The sequence below is a fragment of the Streptomyces caniscabiei genome (assembly GCF_014930365.1).
GTDB lineage: Bacteria > Actinomycetota > Actinomycetes > Streptomycetales > Streptomycetaceae > Streptomyces > Streptomyces caniscabiei.
The window spans coordinates 1-14,561 of record NZ_JABXWI010000041.1 but is presented as its reverse complement, the minus strand read 5'-3'; the positions used below and the strand labels follow the sequence as shown (position 1 = coordinate 14,561).

Sequence of the window (14,561 nt, the reverse complement as noted above, 5' to 3'; positions counted from 1 at the left end):
GAAACCCCAAAGCGGCCACAGGATGATCTCGAAGCCCTGAGATCCCAGCCCGTCACCCACTCGCCTCACCTCCATCGGTGAGGAAAGCGACCTGCTTTCCCGCCAGGAAACCGATCAGTTTCCAGGCTCCGCTACCGGACGCACCATCGGCGATCGAGTTCAAAGCAGAGCAGGTCGGCAAGAAGACACCCCGTACATGCACTTCCGAGTGCATCCGTGCCGAGATGTCCGCCACAGATCGGCACCGGACCGCCACTTGACGCCTGGAATGCCAAATATGTCGCATAACCGGTGAACAAGGACGGCAATACCTGCAGTCCGAATTCGCCCCGGATTCGACCCAGACAGTTTATTTATCGAGAGAACATAGCCTCTGACCTGCGGAAATAAAGAGCGGCAGACGAGTCGGGCTATACGCCGGGTTTCAGTCCGAGACAGGCCCCTTTGCCGCGTGCCGGGAAGGCCGCGATTCAGGCTCGACCCGGCGGACGAGACGGCCACCAGCCGTCACCGTCAGCGTTGGCACACCTTCGCCCTCTCTGCGCCAAGATCCGGACCAGACACGGGCCAGCCTCCCGCCAACGCTCTACAAACCACGCATTCGCGCAGGTCAGCGCCATACGTACGATGTACCACCAGCAGACGAGGAATCTGCTGGTGTCGTACTCGCCGAAGAAACTGGGCTTCTTCTAGGCACAGAGAAAGGGCGCCTGACCTGGTCAATAACCAGCCAGGTGCCCTTGGGGACCTACTACCCGTACCTCCCGCAGCTGGCTGCTTTCCGATGCCTCCCATCGCTTCAGCTACTCCTCGATCATCCGGTTGGCGTGGTCCGCTTTCGCGAGCCGCTAAGCGAGCGCGACTTGCGCCGCACGGCTCATGTCGCCGACAAGCCGTCACATCGTCCGCTGCTCATCCTCGGCCCGTCGCGGAGGACGACGGCCCTGCGGAGACCAGAACGTCCTCTGGACCGGAGGAGGAAAGCATGCCAACGCTCTTCAGTGAGCGCGTCTCCGCTCCTGCCGGGCGTCGGTCGCGTCGCGGAACGCCGCCAGCGCTGCCCGGCGGCGGCGTAGATCCGCGATGTCCGCGTCCATCCGTTCCAGGTGCGTGGCCATCGTTCGCAGAACCTCTGGGCACGGATCGATCCCCGGCCCGGCGTCGGTGGCGCACGGCAGCATCTCGCGGATGGCGTCGGTGGTCAGCCCGGCCGCCAGCATGCCCCTGATGCGTGCCACGACGAACGGGGCATCAGGTGTGTAGACGCGGTATCCGCTGCGGTCGCGGTCGGGGCACAACAGGCCCTGCTCGTCGTAGTACCGCAGCAGCCGGGCCGCGACTCCGGTCCGCCGCGACAGCTCTCCTATCAGCACCGACACTCCTCACCACGTCACCGACTTGACCTTCACACCGGTGTGATGGGTCAACGTACGAGGCATGCACGATTCATTCCCGCCCCTTGCCACCACCGTCACCGGAACCGGCCCGGCGTTGCTGCTCGCCCATGGCGCCACCGGCAGCATCGAAGGCAACTTCGCGCCGGTCCTGCCCGCCCTCGCCGCTACCCACACCGTCATCGCCCCGGACTACCCCGGCTCGGGCCGGACCCCGGTCGCCGACACGCCACTGGACCTCGACGCGCTCGCGGACTCGGTCGTCGACTCCGCCGTACGGCGCGGTGCGGGACGGTTCACGGTGCTCGGTTTCTCGCTCGGCACGCTGGTGGCGGTGCGCGCTGCCGTACGCCATCCCGAGCGGGTGACCGCCCTCGTACTGACTGCCGGGTTCGCCCGGCCCGACGACCACATACTCGGGCTCCTCCCCGGCTGGCGGGCCGAGGCGCCTCCCGCACTCCGCCCTCACCTCGACCTGATCCCCTCCCTCGACACCACCGGTGACCTGTCCGAGGTCACCGTCCCCACGCTGGTCGTCGCGACAACCGCTGACAGCGTGGTCCTGCCCGAGGGGTCCCGTGTCCTGGCAGCCGGGATACCGGGCGCGAGCTACACGGAGATCGACAGCGACCATGTGGTCATGGTCGAACGGCCCGGAGAGTGGCTGACGCCTGTCCTCGATTTTCTTCACTCCCTTCCGCTTTCGGACGAGACGGACGGTGAACAGGAGTGAAGCTGCAGGTCGTCCTCCCGAACGAGGTCGCCGGCTCCGACCCGCGACGACTCGCCGACCTGGCACTGCAGGCCGAGGCCCTCGGCTACGACACGGCATGGCTCCCCGACCACATCCTGCCGCCCGACGAGTACGGCCCGGTCTACGGAGGAGTTCTGGAACCGCTGGTGACCATGGGCTGGCTGGCGGCCACGACCAGCCGGATCCGGTTCGGCACCTCCGTGCTCGTCCTGCCTCTGCGAAGTCCGTTCGTGGTGGCCAAACAAGTCGCGACCCTCCACGAACTGTCCGGCGGACGGATCACCCTGGGCGTGGGGATCGGCTGGGAACAACGCGAATTCGCCGCCGTCGGCGCCGAATTCAAGAACCGAGCAGGCCGCACGGATGAGGCGATCGCGCTGCTCCGGCACCTGTTCCGAGTCGGCCGGGGCCCCTTCGAGGGCCACTGGTACGGCTTCGAAACGGGCGTCTTCGAGCCGCGCCCCGACAGAGAGGTGCCACTGATGACCGGTGGTGTCACCGATGCCGCCCTGCGCCGGGCAGCCCGGTACGCCGACGTCTGGCAGGGCGTGGGGCTGGACCCGACGGCGTTCGGCGAACGGCTGGCGTTCCTGCGGACCCGTACCGACGGCCGTACCGTGTCCCCCGGCACCCGAATGGACTGGCACGGCCCGGACCGCACCGCCGGAGAGGCCGCCCGCACCGCCGTGGCCTTCCAGGCCGCTGGAGCCGAGCACCTCGCGGTGCACTTCGGCCCCCCGGACGGATACGAGCGGCGGATGGCCGCCTTCGCGCGAGGGGTGCTGCAACGGAACGGCGTCCGTGCCGGTGGACCCGCGTGACGTGAAGGAGCTGCCCCCGCGGGGCCGGTCGATGTCGCGGAACCATCCGTGTGCGCCGCACCACCGGGCCGCTCTCTCGATTCGGTTTCAGCCCGCGTCGCTGTCGTCGGCGATGAGCCGGTCCAGTTTCTCGGCGAACCAGAGTGACACGGCGCTGGTGACCACCGCTCCCAGCCCGGGCACCGGCTCCGTGGCGAGGTTGCCGAGCGTCTCGGCGACGGTTCCCGCCGCCGAACCGCCCATGACGGCGGCGCCCATGACGACCGCGCTCCGCAAACTGACGACTTTACCCATGACGTCCTCCAGGACCAGTAGGCGATCTCAGCTTCGCGACGCCGGTCACGACGGATTGGGCGGCCGGATTCCGAAGCACTCCGAAGCGGCCCGAGGACGCCCAGGTCACGGGGCTGTAAGGGCCGGTTCGCCGAAGCGCGCCGAACACACCAAGTCGCTCGGAGCCGCGGATTCGTCCATGGTCTGGGCGTTCCTCGGGCCACGGAGCCCCACTGTCGGGACACTCTTGGCAGGGAGATGGCATGTTCTGCCGGACATGCCAGCCGGATGACGGTGATGGGGGCTGGAATGGCAGCTGACGCCGAGGCTATTGCTGGTGAGATCCGTTCGTTACGCAAGGGACGAGGCGTCAACGCCGCCGACCTCGCGCACCGACTGGGGCCGCACCTGCGGGAACTGGCGGTGACCTCACCCGCGACGGACACAGTCGACCGCAATGTCCTGGTGGCGCAGCTCGGCAGTTGCGCCACCGCCCTGGCGGCGGACCTCCGCATCGCGGTCGCGGCGAGTCTGGGGCTGTCCGCCGAGACCAAGCAGATGCCCTACTTCGGCGACCGGATCACCTGGCTGGCGACGTGGTTGAACAGGGAGTACCGGACCGCGTTGCGCCGCGTGGACACCGCCGAACGCCTGCTGGCCGAGGAGATCGCCCGCGAGCTCGCACGGCGGCGCGGTCGGTCGACCGCGGAGGCCGGCGACTGGTACCTGGAAGAACTGCGCACCGTAGTCCGGGTCGACGTCCCGGGCATGGAGGCTCTCGAGCACCGGCGCATCGTCGCGGTCCGGGACGGTCTCAGAGAAGTCATGGCCTGGCTCGACGTCCCCAGTGCGGTGCCAGGGGGCCGGGCGGCCCTGTCGGGTGAAGTCCTCTACGGCGGTCGTCTGGTCCGGCGCGAGCAACCGTCACCCGGGCGGTTCCAGTTCATGGTCCGGCTGCCCGCCGCCCTCGCCGCGGGAGAGGCTCACGAGTACGCAATGGTGTTACGAGTGCCGGCGGACCAGCCGTTCCGGCCGCACTACATCTTCACCCCGGAGTGCCGGTGCGACGCCTTCGACCTGAGGGTGCGTTTCGACACCGACCGCCCACCCCGGTGGGTGCGTTCCGTGCGCGACGAGACGGTGCGCACATTCGACGCCGTGCAGTCCCCGGTCGACACCCTCGACCTCGACGAGGCCGGCGAGGTACATCTACGGTTTCCCCGGCCGGCGCGCTATCTGGGGCACGGCGTCCAGTGGCAGCCGTGACGGCGGTACCGGACGACAGCCCGGCGATGAGCGGCCCTCGACACTTCGTGCCGAGGACGTGGCGGTAGCCGGAACGCATCACCCACCGAGTCTGTCAGGACTCGCTAAGCTGGTTCCGGCACCGCTTCACTGGTGCGGTACTGGTGCGACGGGAGCTCACCGGCCGAGCGACTGGACATGCTCCCGTTGTCACCAGGAAGTCGTTCACCAGCATGACTCACAGAGCGAATGCGATGCGCCGCGGGATCAGCGAACCGAGCGAACACCCATGAGGCTCCATACTGGGCGTACCACCTCCTCTCCCTGCCCACGGCGTCTGCGCACTGGTGTCACGTTGGGGCGCCGTTCGGGCAGTAGGCCGTCTTCTCGTCGGCCACGAGATCTATCCAAATGCCGGATTCCGCGGTCGCTCACGCTCAGCGAAGCGCAGCGAACGGATTTTTCCGCAGTGCCCCTGAACTGCTCGAACGCCCTGTGCAGGGGCTGTTCCGGGCGAATTACGGCGAAGGACGAAACGCTCTTCGAGTGGCCGGCGAGGTGCGCCGCAGGCGGGTGGAGGCACCGTGGGTAGTCAGCGCGGCGAGCCGGACCTGCCGCCCGGCCCGGCGCGTGATCTCGTCGACCTGTACCGCGCTCTGCCCGCGCGCTCCCGGATGAGCAATGCGGCCGTCGCGGAGGCGGCCGGCCTGTCCGCCGGTTATGTCAGCGAGGTGTTACGCGGTCTCAAGGCTCCGAGCCCGGCCGCGGCGGAGCGCATCGCCGCGGCTCTGCGCGCGTCGGCCGTCACACGCGGCACGGCTCGTGTGTATGCGGAGAAGCTGGCTGAACTCCACAGGTATCAGCGCCGGACGGCGCGTGCGGCTCCCCCACCCCGGGTCCCGTCGGACGGTTCGGCGGCGAACTCCGCCGTGACATCCCGCCCTCCGGCGCCGGCGGTCGAAAAGGGCATCGACCTGGTCACGGAGACACCACGCTTCCTGACCGAGGCCTTTCCGCTGCGGACCCCCGATGTGAGAACGCTGCTGGGACAGGGGCCCAGCGAACTCCTGGCGGCGGGGAGCCGGGTGGTTCCGTTCGTCGGACGCGTCACGGAACTCTCGGACCTCTCGCAGTGGCGGGATCGGCCAGGCCGATTGGCCGTGATGCTGGTGCACGCCGCCGGTGGAGCGGGCAAGACACGGCTGGCAGCGCGGTTCGCCGAAGAGAGCGCCTCGGCGGGCTGGGCCGTCGCCCAGGCCCGGCATTTCACGGACCCCCGCCCGTCCTCTTCCCCCACTCCCTCGCGGGTGGCCGTCGGCCGACCGCGCGGACTGCTCGTCGTGGTCGACTACGCCGAACGCTGGCCGCGCCTCGATCTGGAGCGGCTCCTCCAGGACCGTCTGATGCAACAGGACGTCCCCACACGCCTGTTGCTTCTGGCCAGACCAGCGGGCTACTGGTGGAAGACGCTGGCCAACCCGCTGCGGAAACTCGGCGCCGTCGCCGAGAGGATGCCGTTGGGCGCCCTGGCCGAGACTCCGGCGCAGCGCAAGGTGGTCTTCGACGGAGCCCGGGACCGTTTCGCCGAACTGCTCGACGCCACAGCCTTCTCAGGGCTGCGCCCGCCGGGTTCTCTGGCCGACGACGCCTACGATCTGGTCCTCACCCTGCATATGGCCGCCTTGGTCGCCGTCGACGCGCATGTGCGCGGAACAGCGCCGCCCAGCGATCCGGGAGGACTCTCCGGCTATCTGCTCGAACGCGAATACGACCACTGGCAGACGTTGAAGGACATCGGCCGGATCTCCGTGTCGACGGCCACGATGGGGCGGCTCACCGCGGTCGCCACGCTGACGCGGGCGCTGCCCACCGCCTCGGCCGTCCGGACGCTGATCTCGGTAGGGCTCGCCGCCAATCCGGTCGAGGCTCAGCACCTGCTGGACGATCACGCGATCTGCTATCCGCCCACCGCGGCGGGCACAGTACTCGAGCCACTCCTCCCCGACCGGCTGGGTGAGGACTTCCTGGCCGATCTGCTGCCGGACCTGCACGAGGTCACCGAACGTCACGGGGACGCGTGGGCCGCCGATCTCCCCGGGAAGCTGCTCGCACCCGACGGCGACGAACCGGAACCGGCGGTGCATGCCTCCGCGGTGCTGACCGTCCTGGTGGAGACGGGACGGCGATCGAAGCACGTACGGCGTGACCACGTGTTTCCGCTGCTGCGGCGCAGTCCCCGGCTCGCTCTCGAGACGGACGGAGCCACCCTGGTCACGTTGGCCGGATACGCGGACGTCGAGGTCCTGCAGGCCCTTTCGGCAGCTCTTCCGGACGGCAGGAACGTCGACCTCGACGGCGGGATCGCGGCCTTCACCCGCCGCCTCACCGACTTCGCCCTGGCCTCGGAGCCGGACGCCGCCGCACGCGCGGACCTCCAGGACACCCTGGCGGAGAGGATGAGCAACGCCGGTCTGTTCGAGGAGGCGCTGGCCGCCAGCCTCGACGCCATCGAGGCCCGCCGCCTGCTGGCGGCCGACAGTCCCGGAACGCATCAACCCTCGCTCGGCTACTCGCTGGGCAACGCCGGCATCGATCTGTGGAACCTGGGCAGGCACGAGGAAGCCTGCGTGGCGGTGCGTGAGTCCGTGGAGATCTTCCAGAGTCTGGCCGCCGCGGATCCCGCCGCGTGGGAGGACGACCACGCCGCCCAACTGAGCAATCTGGCCGGGACCTTGCTCGGGCTGAGACGCTACGAGGAGGCGTTGCCGCCGGCTCGGCAGGCTACCGAGGTCTATCAGCGGCTGAGCGCAGCCAGGCCTGGCAAGTACGAGGTGGAACTCGGCACGTGCTGGCGGAACGCCGCGGTCATCCTGAGTGGGCTCCGACGCCACACGGGCGCTCTTGAGGCCGCGACGGAGGCCGTGGCGGTCTACCGTCGCCTCGCCTCGACCAAGCCTGCCGCTCATGATCCCGACCTGGCAGAGGCCCTCAGAAGCCTGGGCAACAGGCTCTCCAACGGGAGTCGCCTTGAGGAAGCCCTCACGGTCACCGAGGAGGCCGTGCAGATCTTCGAACGGTTGAGCGCGGCCAACCCGAAGGCCTTCGCCGTGTCCCTCGTCCGAGCCTTGATCAACCTGGGCAACCGGCACAGCAATCTCGGGGACCACGCACAGGCGTTGGCGGCCCGTGAGCGCGCCGCCCAGATTCTGGAAGAGCTGAGCGAGGTCGATCCCGAGGCTCACGAGCCGATGCTCGCCTCCGTCCTCAACGGCGTCGCCGCGGAGCTTCAGCGTCTGGGCCGCCCCGGGGAGGCGCGCCAAGCCCTCGGGGAATCCCTCACCCTTTATCTACGCCTGAACGCCGCTGATCCGGCCCGCTACGCCGAGACGCTCGGAGTCGTTCAAGCGCGGCTCGCCGACCTCGATCGTCACGATCCCGCGCCCTGATCCTGAGTCACCGCCGCGCCCTCCAGCTTTCGGACCACTCGCACCGTAAGCCTCCCAGGACGTGCCGATGCCCTCGCGGAAGCACAACTCCCGGGCGGAGGCAACGCCGTCTGGGCCGCCTGATGAAACGACCTCAATGTGCACTGTCGCCATGCCCGTTGTGCGTGGGCGGCGCACTCTCGGATGGGACACTTGACCCTATGAAAGAGGTGCGCTGCGAGCGATGCGACAACATCATCGGCATGGGTTGCGCCTGCCCTCCTGATGGCAGCGTGCCCAAAGCGCACCTGGAGGAAAGGCCTGTCCGACAGGAGTGGCGGCGGTTCCCCGGCAACGCCATCTTGATCAAACAGAACGGCAAGGCCCACGTTCCAGGCGCCTGCGATCACATGACGGAGGACGAGGTCCGGCCTCCGAAGTGGGGGTGGATTCTTGATCCGCCGCCCGGGAAATGGGACCGCATCAGCGAGGGCAGCCCAGCCGTCGCCACTGGGGGGAACGCGCAACTGCGGGCAACGAGCCGGTGCATGACGTGCATGGGCACCCTGGGCAGCTGGTGAACTGCACCGTCCCCGCTCCGCGCTGTCGGCACGAAGGCCATCAGCCGTGGATCCTCGCGTACAACAGGGCGGTCGCCGGTCCGCAGTGACCCATCACGCGGACAGTGCGCAGCACGCCCACGGCTGATACGACGATGGAGGTAGTCCGTCCTGGCCGGTCGGCCGCATCCCGGCTGCCGGCATGACGTGCTGGGACGCGATGTTGTCGTGGTCGGCGTCACCTCTCACGCAGATGGCGCCGCGGGGCCGCGCCAACCTCTGCAGTCCGCGGAGGGCTTCGGAGGCATACCCCTTGCCTCGCGCTGACGGGATGAGGCCGTAGCCGATCGTGATCGCCCGACCGTCCTCGCGGAGCGCCTGGCGGCAAACACGTCACCTTCGGTGGGGTACCCCGGCGCCCACCGGGCACCGCTGTCAGGCGCGCCCGCCACCACATGCTCTCAGCCTCGCTGACCGTCATCGGATGGAGCACGAGCCGCGCTAAGGCTAGGGAGGCGGATGAGGATGGTCGCCGACAGGGTGCTGTCGAACTTCTCCGAGGGATCAGGCGGGAGCGCAAGGTGCGCAAGGTGCGCAAGGCGACCGTCGTGCCGCCTCCGGGCATACCGGTACGACGCGGCCGGGCAACGTCTCGACGGCGATTCGGGCGCCGAGCGTGAAACGCTCCGGGCACGTTCGCCGATTCAGCAGCCCGCGGTCGGCGGGACGTCGCAGTTGCCGTCGTGGGTGGTGCGGACACGGGCCAGGAGTGAGCGCAGGGTGTCGCGCTCCTGCGGGGTGAGCTCGGCGAAGAGCTCGTCCTCGACCCGGCCGATGGCGGCGTCGAGCTTGGCGGCGGCGGCCGTGCCCGCTTCGGTGATCTCGACGATGTGACGGCGGCGGTCCGCGGGATCACGGCGCCGCCGTACCAGATCGCTGTCCTCCAAGGAGTTGAGGAGAGTGACCAGGACGCTGGGGTCGACGCGCAGCCGGGCACCTAGGTCGCGCTGGCCGAGCTGACCGCCGTCGAGGTGCATCAGCACGATCGCGTGGCGGGGAGTCACCCCGGAGGAGGTGAGCGCCTCGCGGATCCAGGCGTCGGTGACGCCTCCGTGCCGCGCCAGAAGCAGGGCGAGGCGGGCATCGGGACCGACGGATTCGCGGGCGTCGTCGCAGGTGGGGGAGCTTTCGTGAGCGGTGGTGGCGGGGGCGGTGCCGCCGGATCGTTCGCTGGCCATGGTCCGACCGTAGCAAGCAGCAAAATAGTCGGTTGCTATTAATCATTGAAGTACTTACATTATTTGCTGCTTCCCACCATTTGCCGCCCTGTACTCCTGGACCGATCGACGGTCCCCTTCTCCCTCCGGAGTTCTCCGTGTTCATCGCCTATGTCGTCCTCGCCGTCGTCCTGTCCCTGCTGCTGCTCGCCTCCGCCCGCGGCGACATCGTCCGCGACCCGAAGATCACTGACGGGCTCAAGGCACTCGGGGTCCCCGACAACTGGTTCGTGCCGCTCGGCCTGGTCAAGATCGCGGGCGCTCTGGGCCTGCTCGTCGGCATCGCCTACCGCCCCCTCGGCATCGCGGCGGCGATCGGGGTCGTCCTGTACTTCCTGGGCGCCGTGATCACGCACATCCGCGCCGGCGACAAGAAGGGACTCGGCACCCCGGCCGTCATCATGCTCGTTTCCGTGGCGCCGGTGGTGCTGGGCTTGGCGACGGTCTGATCGCGCTCCACGATCGCGATCGGACCAGTTCACGATCACGCACCACCGCCACCAGCTGTTTGGAACAATCTCGCCGCGCGGCTGCCCCGCGAGGACACCGGTCCGCTGCCCGCCGTCTTCCGCCTGGCCGACGGCCGTCCCGTGGTCCAACTCCCGCCTGGACACAGGTCCTCGGGCGAGGGCCAGGGGGCCGGCGGCGGCTTCGGCACCGGCACGGCCTGGGACGGCCACGGCGAGCGCCCCGACCGTCCCGTGCTCGTCGTCCGCTCCCTCGACCCCGCCTTGGCCCCGCTGCTCCCGGGCCTTGCCGGTCTCGTCGCGGAGACCGGCAGCGCGCTGTCCCACCTCGCGGTGCTGGCCCGCGAATACCGCGTCCCCACCGCGGTCGGCGTACCGGCAGCTGCCGACCGCTTCCTCTCCGGAACGCCGCTCACCGTGGACGGCGGGACAGGAGAAGTGGCCGTGCGGGCAGGAGAAGTGGTTGTGCGCGACACCGTCGGCGCGGCATCGGGACCTGCTTCGACACGTGAGGAGTCGGCGGCATGAGGACCATCAGACTGGTCGGCTACACCTTCGGCGGGCTGTCCGCCGCCTACGCCGGCTACTACACCGTGCTCTACCTGACCCGTTGGGAATGGCAGCGGGCCCTGATCTCCGCCGCCCTGCTGATCGTCGTAGAGGTCTTCCTCGCCACCGTCCTGCTGCTCACCCGCCTGAGCCGCCTGGAGGACCGGCTGGAGCGGTCCGACGCCCGTGTCGAGGAGGTTCGCAAGCGGCTCGAACAGAGTCGTGATCCGGTGCCGAACCGCTTCAACTGGCTTGCCGCCGTGGACCGGACGGAGCTCAACGGCACCCACCGGACGTTCGTCTTCGTCCCCGTCCTCATGGTGGCAGGAGCGGCCCTGTCCGGGATCGCCCTGGTCATCCAGAAAGTAGCGGGAGCCACCGCTCGGCCCGGCGCCGAGCGCCGCCTGGCCGGACGCCTGGCGGCGCTGACCGCCCCACCCCTCACCGCGACCGCTCCCTTGGAGAGCCGCCCGGCGGTACCGCCGGCCCGCACCGGTCGAAAGGCACTCGCCGTCGCGGCGGGCGTCGCCGGTCTGCTCCTGGTGCCGGTGCTGTGGTCCGCCCTGGCGGACGCGACCCAGACCCGGGCCGAGCAGACGCCGGACGCGGCGAGCACGACCATGGTCTTCCGCGTCGAGACGCACGGCGACCGGAGCGTCCGGGCCGTCCAGCTCGCCGCGCAGGATCTGTGGGAGACCTGCCGCCGCTCCACCGCGGCCACGAACGACAACGCCACGCTGAATCGCATGAACGACGGCGTCTACACCGGCGTCATCCGCCCCGCCCTGACACCGCACGACGTGACGCGCCTGCGCGGCTGCCTCCAGGACGCCGGCACCAACCGCACCAGCGCCGTCGTCCTGGGCGAAGGACAGGCCGAACACCCGAGCTGAGCATCTGCCAGGAGTGCATCGGTGGGCAGGGAAGGTCAGGGCAGGACAGGGAAGCTCTGCGCCTTGGCGCGGACCGCCGACAACACACCGTCCTTCCTCGGACATCGCCCAAGGGTCGTGGCGAGTCCCAGCAGCACGAGGAGGCGTCGCGGAACGACTCCGAACCCGCGCGACCGATACCCACCGGGTACCGCTGTGATACCGAGAGCGTCATTGTTCCCGCTGGTCAGCAGTGTTGGACTCGGAGTCATGAAGAGGCTCAGCAACAGTGCCCGGCGAGAAGTCGGCCGGGGTGGAGTGGGGCGGGCCGGCCGGTCAGGCGTTGAAGACGGCCTCGGAGCGGTCCCGGTTTTCGTGCAGGTCCCAGTACAGAGGGGCGATCTCCTCGGCCGTGGCCGTCGGGAAGCCTTCCGGGCCGCCGTCGCCGATCCACACGTTGATGGCCACGTGGGCGGCGTGCACCCCGCTGCCGGCCAGTTCCTTGCTCAGGTTGATGACCCAGTTGCGCAGGGCGGCGCCGGCCGCGTTGACGTTGCCGAGCATGGGGACGGGGTCGATCGAACCGCCGCCGCTGGTGAACAGCAGGGTGCCGGCGCCCGCCGCGCGCATCGCGGGCAGCACCGAGTGCGCGGCGGCGACGGCACCGTAGAAGACGTACTCGATCTGCGGCTGCAGATTGTCGACCGTGGCCTCGGAGGGGGCGACCAGGGTGAGGCCGGGGACCGGGACGTGCGCGGCCGGTGAGTACTCCAGTACGTCGATGCCGCCGAAGCGGGTCTCCACGGCGTCCAGGGCGGCGTCCAGGGAGGGCCGGTCCGTGACATCGGCGGTGAACGCCTCCGCGGTGATGCCTTCCTGGCCGAGCCGGCCGACCAGCGTCTGAAGCTTCTCCTTGGTGCGGGAGATGAGGGCGACGTCGAAGCCGCGGCTGCCGAAGGTGCGGGCGATGGCCAGTCCCATACCGGGGCCGGCGCCGATGACGGCGATGGTGGGCACGGTGGTTTCGCTTTCGTCGGAGGTGTGTCAGGAGCAGGAGACGGCGATCTTGCCCGGGGTGCCGGCGCCGAAGGCGGCGAATGCCTCCGCGGCCTGCTCCAGCGGGTAGGTGGCCGTGACCGGCACGCGCAGGGCACCCGAGGCGACCTGCTCGGCCAGCGAGGTCAGGGTCTTCGGACCAGGGGCGGCCATGATCGTGTGGACGGTGACGTCGTGAGCCTTGACGTCGTCCTGGCTCAGGCCGGTGGCGGAGGCGAGCTGTCCGCCCGGACGCAGCAGAGCGGCCAGCGCCGGGCCGTCGCCCGCCAGGTGCAGCACCACGTCCACACCCTCCGGGGCGATCGCGCGGACCTGCGCCTCCAGGTCGGCGGTGAAGTCGACCACGTGGATCTCCCTGCTGGTCAGGCCGGTGACGAAGTCGGTCTGCGCGCCGGGGCGGGCGGTCGCGATCACCTTCGCACCGCGTGCGGCGGCGAGCTGCACCGCCAGCGCACCCACCCCGCCGCCCGCTCCGGAGATCAGCACCGTCTCGCCCTCGGCCAGGGCCACCGCGTCCAGGCACACCATGGCAGTCAACCCGGCCACGCCCAGCGCGCCCGCGTCCTCCACTGTCACGCCCTCGGGGATACGGGCGACGCCGTGTCCGGCGGGCACGGTGACGTACTGGGCCAGCGAACCGGCGCCCAGGTACGGCTTCAGCACGACACCGAAGACCTCGTCGCCGACCGCGAAGCCGTCCACACCCTCTCCGAGCGCCTCGACGGTGCCCGCGAAGTCTCCTCCGAGGACCAATGGGAACCGATGGTCCATGAACCCCTGCAAGTACCCGGCAGCCGTGGCGATGTCGATGCCGTTCAACGAGGCGGCGGCCACCTTGACCAGCAGTTCGCCGACCCCCGGGCGAGGAGTGTCCACCTCGGTCACGGCAGGGGCCGAGGGGACGGATTCGAGCGCGACGGCACGCATGACAACACCCTTTCCAAGGTAAGTGGGCCAGGCGTCCCACTTTCACTCCGGCCACCGTACAACAGAAAACGGCCCACCCGTTCCACTTGGCTAGGATGGGGGGATGACCTCGCCACCTTCGGACCAGACGCCGATGCCGCAGCCCTGCACAGGACTGCGGGCCGACGCCGAACTCAACCGCTGCCGCATCCTGGCCGCCGCCCGCCGCCTCTTCGCCACCGAGGGACTCAACGTCTCCATGGCCTCCGTCGCCCGCGAGGCAGGCGTCGGCAAAGCCACGCTCGGCCGACGCTTCGCCAGCCGGGAGGAACTCGTCAACGCGGTGTTCGCCGACCGCATGGACGCCTACGCCGAGGCCGCCGCCCAGGCACTCGCCGACCCCGACCCCTGGCACGGCTTCACCGGCTACCTCCACGCCATCTGCGCCATGCAGGCCGCCGACCGCGGCTTCGCCGACGTCCTGACCATGACCTTCCCCGCCGCCAAGGCGCTGGAGGCCCGCCGCGCCGAGGCGTACGACCGGCTGCTCGAACTCATCACGCGTGCCAAGAACACCGGGCACCTGCGCGAGGACTTCACCCACCAGGACATCGTCATCCTGCTCATCGCCAACGCCGGCGTCGTCACCGCCACCGGCGACGCCGCCCCCGACACCTGGCGCCGCCTCCTCGGCCACATGATCCGCTCCTACGCCACGCCCGGCGCACCGATCCCCCCACTGCCCGAAGCACCGGCCCCCACCGCCCTCCACCGCGCCATGGTCCGCCTCGCACGAACCGGCGCGGACACCGACGTCGACCCGTGACAGCCGTGCGCGCTGTGGCGGACGCCTGCCGACAACGGGGGGGTGCCTCTATGTCCTTCGTCAAGGCACCCCTGTCGGGTTTGGGGTGATTCAGGCTTGCTGGGGTCATGCGGCGAGTTCGACGTCCGCGGGCGTG

14 protein-coding genes and 1 pseudogene are annotated in these 14,561 nt (G+C 69.7%); 9 read left to right on the top strand and 6 right to left on the bottom strand.

What is annotated here, in order from left to right:
- Positions 1-998: 998 nt before the first annotated feature.
- Positions 999-1,373 carry a MerR family transcriptional regulator gene (locus HW837_RS47495; protein ID WP_045563441.1) on the bottom strand — a complete coding sequence of 125 codons (375 nt, stop codon included), beginning with the start codon at positions 1,371-1,373 and terminating at the stop codon, positions 999-1,001.
- Between the two features lie 64 nt (positions 1,374-1,437).
- On the opposite strand from HW837_RS47495, the gene HW837_RS47490 reads away from it, so the two are divergent.
- Positions 1,438-2,127, top strand: a complete 690-nt coding sequence (locus HW837_RS47490) for an alpha/beta fold hydrolase (protein WP_193382216.1) — start codon at positions 1,438-1,440, stop codon at positions 2,125-2,127.
- Complete coding sequence (locus tag HW837_RS47485; protein ID WP_045563439.1) at positions 2,124-2,969, top strand: TIGR03619 family F420-dependent LLM class oxidoreductase; 846 nt, start codon at positions 2,124-2,126, stop codon at positions 2,967-2,969. Before HW837_RS47490 ends, HW837_RS47485 begins: the two co-directional genes overlap by 4 nt.
- A gap of 87 nt (positions 2,970-3,056) precedes the next feature.
- On the opposite strand, the gene HW837_RS47480 is transcribed toward HW837_RS47485, so the two are convergent.
- Positions 3,057-3,263 carry a hypothetical protein gene (locus HW837_RS47480; protein WP_143110802.1) on the bottom strand — a complete coding sequence of 69 codons (207 nt, stop codon included), beginning with the start codon at positions 3,261-3,263 and terminating at the stop codon, positions 3,057-3,059.
- A 288-nt stretch (positions 3,264-3,551) separates the two neighbouring features.
- On the opposite strand from HW837_RS47480, the gene HW837_RS47475 reads away from it, so the two are divergent.
- The 3 genes from HW837_RS47475 to HW837_RS47465 all read left to right on the top strand — a co-directional run bounded on the left by HW837_RS47475 (position 3,552) and on the right by HW837_RS47465 (position 8,493).
- Positions 3,552-4,508, top strand: coding sequence for a hypothetical protein (locus HW837_RS47475; RefSeq protein ID WP_143110803.1), 957 nt, complete (start codon positions 3,552-3,554; stop codon positions 4,506-4,508).
- 563 nt (positions 4,509-5,071) lie between these two features.
- Positions 5,072-7,933 (top strand): tetratricopeptide repeat protein, encoded by a 2,862-nt coding sequence (locus HW837_RS47470; protein ID WP_193382217.1) that lies wholly within the window; start codon positions 5,072-5,074, stop codon positions 7,931-7,933.
- 200 nt (positions 7,934-8,133) lie between these two features.
- Positions 8,134-8,493, top strand: coding sequence for a hypothetical protein (locus HW837_RS47465; protein WP_196790490.1), 360 nt, complete (start codon positions 8,134-8,136; stop codon positions 8,491-8,493).
- A gap of 93 nt (positions 8,494-8,586) precedes the next feature.
- Here HW837_RS47465 and HW837_RS47460 read toward each other — a convergent pair.
- A pseudogene (locus HW837_RS47460) lies at positions 8,587-8,953 on the bottom strand (GNAT family N-acetyltransferase).
- Between the two features lie 223 nt (positions 8,954-9,176).
- Entirely contained in the window at positions 9,177-9,710 is a 534-nt protein-coding gene (locus HW837_RS47455; protein WP_086785158.1) for a MarR family winged helix-turn-helix transcriptional regulator, read from the bottom strand.
- 137 nt (positions 9,711-9,847) lie between these two features.
- On the opposite strand from HW837_RS47455, the gene HW837_RS47450 reads away from it, so the two are divergent.
- The 3 genes from HW837_RS47450 (at position 9,848) to HW837_RS47440 (ending at position 11,658) form a co-directional block, all read left to right on the top strand.
- Complete coding sequence (locus HW837_RS47450; RefSeq protein ID WP_045563438.1) at positions 9,848-10,198, top strand: DoxX family protein; 351 nt, start codon at positions 9,848-9,850, stop codon at positions 10,196-10,198.
- Positions 10,199-10,339: 141 nt separating this feature from the next.
- Positions 10,340-10,744 carry a PEP-utilizing enzyme gene (locus HW837_RS49875; RefSeq protein WP_045563437.1) on the top strand — a complete coding sequence of 135 codons (405 nt, stop codon included), beginning with the start codon at positions 10,340-10,342 and terminating at the stop codon, positions 10,742-10,744.
- Positions 10,741-11,658 carry a hypothetical protein gene (locus HW837_RS47440; protein WP_196790467.1) on the top strand — a complete coding sequence of 306 codons (918 nt, stop codon included), beginning with the start codon at positions 10,741-10,743 and terminating at the stop codon, positions 11,656-11,658. The genes HW837_RS49875 and HW837_RS47440 overlap by 4 nt, the downstream gene beginning before the upstream one ends.
- A gap of 315 nt (positions 11,659-11,973) precedes the next feature.
- On the opposite strand, the gene HW837_RS47435 is transcribed toward HW837_RS47440, so the two are convergent.
- Complete coding sequence (locus HW837_RS47435) at positions 11,974-12,654, bottom strand: SDR family NAD(P)-dependent oxidoreductase (protein WP_045563436.1); 681 nt, start codon at positions 12,652-12,654, stop codon at positions 11,974-11,976.
- 27 nt (positions 12,655-12,681) lie between these two features.
- On the bottom strand, positions 12,682-13,620 hold the full coding sequence (locus HW837_RS47430; protein ID WP_193382218.1) for an NADP-dependent oxidoreductase: 939 nt from the start codon (positions 13,618-13,620) through the stop codon (positions 12,682-12,684).
- Positions 13,621-13,723: 103 nt separating this feature from the next.
- Between HW837_RS47430 and HW837_RS47425 the strand changes: the two genes are divergently transcribed.
- Complete coding sequence (locus HW837_RS47425; protein WP_093792807.1) at positions 13,724-14,425, top strand: TetR/AcrR family transcriptional regulator; 702 nt, start codon at positions 13,724-13,726, stop codon at positions 14,423-14,425.
- Positions 14,426-14,561 lie beyond the last annotated feature (136 nt).